The sequence below is a fragment of the Bradyrhizobium sp. PRIMUS42 genome, assembly GCF_023006515.1.
Lineage (GTDB): Bacteria > Pseudomonadota > Alphaproteobacteria > Rhizobiales > Xanthobacteraceae > Bradyrhizobium.
Window position 1 is genome coordinate 1 of record NZ_JALBGZ010000791.1, and the last position, 2,706, is coordinate 2,706.

A 2,706-nucleotide genomic window follows, 5' to 3' on the forward strand; every position below is an offset into this window, starting at 1 on the left:
AGCCGGTCCGGCAGCGGATGCGGGGCATCGTGGTCGAGCCCCGCCGCGGCAAAGAGAGTTGGCGTCTCCTGTGGTCGCTTCGGACTCATCCGCCCAGCGTGACGTTGATCTGCTGGCCGCCCCTCACCAGCGTGATGCGCCAGATCCTCGGGCGCTCGCCGGCCGCCTTTTCGAGGTCACCGGTCTTGCTGATCTTCTGGTTGTTGACCGCGAGAATGATGTCGCCCTTCTGAAAGCCGACATTCGCGGCCGCACTGTCGCCGCCGAGATCGGTGATCACAACACCCTCGGTATCGGCGTCAAGATGCAGTTCGTCGGCGACCGCCGGCGTGATGGTCGAGACCTTCGCTCCCTGGAACGGAGAGCGCGCGGTGACGACGAGTTCGTTGCGTCCCGTATCGGGAGCGGTCTCCAGCGCCACCGCCAGCTTGAGCGGCTTGCCGCCCCGCTGCACGTCGATCTGCGCGGTGCCGCCGAGCGGACGGGTGGCGAAGCGATAATCGAAAGCGTTGGGATCATCCACGGTCTGGCCGTCGATCCCGATGATGAGATCGGAGGATTTCAGGCCGGCCTTCGCCGCGGGGCCGTTCGAGACCACGCTCGCGACCAGCGCACCTGTCGGCGAACGCAAGCCGAGGCTCTCGGCGATCTCCGGCGTCACCGCCTGCAACTTTGCCCCGAGCCACGGCCGCTTCACCGCCTTGCCGCCGCTCTTGGCGGAGGCGACGACGACGCGCACCATGTTGGCAGGGATCGCAAAGCCGATTCCTTGCGAGCCGCCGGAGCGCGAATAGATCGCGGTGTTGATGCCGGCGAGCTTGCCGCTCATGTCGACCAGCGCGCCGCCGGAATTGCCGGGATTGATCGCAGCGTCAGTCTGGATGAAGAACTGGTAGTCGGTGATCCCGACCTGGGTGCGCGCGAGCGCCGAGATGATGCCGTGGGTCACGGTCTGCCCGACGCCGAAGGGATTGCCGATCGCGAGCACGACGTCACCGACCAGCAACTCGTCGGAGTTGGTGAAATCGAGGGTCGGGAACTTCTCCTTCGTGTCCTTCAGGCGGAGTACGGCAAGATCGGTGCGGGAATCCTTCAGCAGGATCTCGGCTTCGAACTCGCGCTTGTCCGACAGCGACACCTTCACCTGGTCCGCGCCTTCGATGACATGGACGTTGGTGACGACGAGGCCGGAGGCATCGACGATGACGCCCGAGCCGAGCGAGCGCTGCATCTGCTCAGGCTGCTGGCCAGGCACGCCGAAGAAGCGGCGGAAGATGGGGTCATCGAGCAGCGGATTGCGGTTCTGCACCACCTTGGCGGCATAGACGTTGACCACAGCCGGCTGCACCCGCTGCACGATCGGCGCATAGGACAGCCGCAGTTCGGCCGGCGAGGACGGGACGCGGCGGTCCTGCGCCGCAGCCGGATTGAAGTGGGCGGAAAAGCCTATGCACAATGCCGTAACGGCGGCGGTCCAGGTCGATCGGAACATTCCTACCTCTTGGAAAAGACGCCGGAATATAGGCGCGTTCGTCCCTCAATAGAAGGGCGCCGGGCGGCAATTCGGGGCCCTTTCCGGTGTGTCCGGGATGCAAGCTGAGCGTGCGAATCGGCAATTGGCCCGAGGGCTGGATTGGCATGATGTGCATTGGCGACGTGCCGCAATATTTCGACCGCGGCGAGAACATCCGCCGCGCGCATCGGCGTCACGCCGCGCGCTTCGGCTTCTTCACGACGACCGGCGCTGGTGCACAGGACAATCGCTGCTGATGGCTCTCGCCCCAAGCCTTTAGGATATCGATCACCGGCTTGAGGCTCTCGCCGAGCTCGGAGAGACAATACTCCACGCGCGGCGGCACTTCCGCATAGACCTTGCGAATGACGAGCTTGTCCTCCTCCAGCGCGCGAAGCTGTTTCGTCAGCATGCGCTGGGTGATGCCGGGCATCCGGCGGCGCAGTTCGCCGAAGCGCTGGGTGCCGTCTTGCAGATGATAGAGGATCACGCCCTTCCACTTGCCGTCGATCAGATCCAGCGTCGCCTCGACCGAACAGCCGGGACGACGGGCAAAGTCTCGCCGTTTCATGCGTGTTTTCCCAATAGTATCCAAACAGGGACTATATCCCCGAATTTACAGTACTTGCCAAATCGGAGCTATAGCGACAGTTAGGACGGCAGGCGAGCACGCCATCTGATGGAGACAAGCCATGAAGGCCGTCGGCTACAAGAAATCGCTTCCGATCGAGGATCAGGACGCGTTGTTCGATTTCGAGACCGCCAAGCCAGATCCCAAGGGACGCGACATCCGCGTCGCCGTGAAGGCGATCTCCGCCAATCCGGTCGATTTCAAGGTGCGCAAGCGCGCCGCCCCGCCCGAGGGTGAGACGAAGATCCTGGGCTATGACGCGGCCGGCGTGGTCGATGCGATCGGCCCCGAGGTTACGTTGTTCAAGCCGGGCGACGAGGTGTTTTACGCCGGCTCGATCCTGCGCCAAGGCACCAATGCGGAATTCCATCTGGTCGACGAACGCATCGTCGGCAACAAGCCGAAGAGCCTGTCGTTCGCGCAGGCCGCCGCCCTCCCCCTCACCTCCATTACGGCATGGGAGTTGCTATTCGACCGGCTCGGCGCGGTGCCGGGCAAGAGCGTCGATCCGCGCACGCTGCTGATCACAGGCGGCGCCGGCGGCGTCGGCTCGATCCTGATC

The 2,706-nt window shown here is 64.3% G+C and carries 3 protein-coding genes; 1 reads left to right on the forward strand and 2 read right to left on the reverse strand.

The features are described 5' to 3' along the window. Positions 1 to 85 precede the first annotated feature (85 nt). Positions 86 to 1,492, reverse strand: a complete 1,407-nt coding sequence (locus MOV75_RS33670; RefSeq protein ID WP_246916864.1) for a DegQ family serine endoprotease — start codon at positions 1,490 to 1,492, stop codon at positions 86 to 88. A 214-nt stretch (positions 1,493 to 1,706) separates the two neighbouring features. After that, complete coding sequence (locus MOV75_RS33675; protein WP_246916867.1) at positions 1,707 to 2,084, reverse strand: helix-turn-helix domain-containing protein; 378 nt, start codon at positions 2,082 to 2,084, stop codon at positions 1,707 to 1,709. 121 nt (positions 2,085 to 2,205) lie between these two features. On the opposite strand from MOV75_RS33675, the gene MOV75_RS33680 reads away from it, so the two are divergent. Further along, the coding region (locus MOV75_RS33680) for an alcohol dehydrogenase catalytic domain-containing protein (RefSeq protein WP_247007491.1) at positions 2,206 to 2,706 on the forward strand (501 nt) is incomplete at its 3' end.

Bases quoted from the DNA above. Each gene is read 5' to 3' on its own strand.
- MOV75_RS33670 (WP_246916864.1), bottom strand. From the start codon at position 1,492: ATGTTCCGATCGACCTGGACCGCCGCCGTTACGGCATTGTGCATAGGC.
- MOV75_RS33675 (WP_246916867.1), bottom strand. From the start codon at position 2,084: ATGAAACGGCGAGACTTTGCCCGTCGTCCCGGCTGTTCGGTCGAGGCG.